The sequence below is a fragment of the Flavihumibacter cheonanensis genome, from assembly GCF_022352215.1.
GTDB classification, from domain to species: domain Bacteria; phylum Bacteroidota; class Bacteroidia; order Chitinophagales; family Chitinophagaceae; genus Flavihumibacter; species Flavihumibacter cheonanensis.
This window is the reverse complement of sequence record NZ_JAKRWF010000192.1, coordinates 1-281: the sequence shown is the minus strand read 5'-3', so window position 1 is coordinate 281 and position 281 is coordinate 1. Positions and strand designations below refer to the sequence as shown.

Here is a 281-nt window from a genome sequence, read left to right as displayed (position 1 = left end):
CTGATGCTCGCGGCGGTCGAGCGGAGCAGGACATTGTCGGTGCTCGCGATGCCGTTCTCCATGGCGAACGTGCCGCTGGCCTCGTCAAATGAGAAGCCGGAGTCGAACACGTCCCGGAAATCGAGCGCCAGGCGCTTCGGCAGGGCCTGCACGCTCAGTAACCCCAGCAAGCGCCCGCCGCCGGCGCTTGCATTGGATATATTGCCGTCGATGACACTGAATTCAACCTCGCCGTTGAGCCGGGAGAGACCGAACGCGGCCGGCGAGCCGGGCCACCAGGC

1 protein-coding gene is annotated in these 281 nt (G+C 65.8%); it reads right to left on the bottom strand.

Annotated elements, in window-relative coordinates:
• The coding region (locus MD536_RS21650) for a YhdP family protein (RefSeq protein WP_239603858.1) at positions 1-281 on the bottom strand (281 nt) is incomplete at both ends.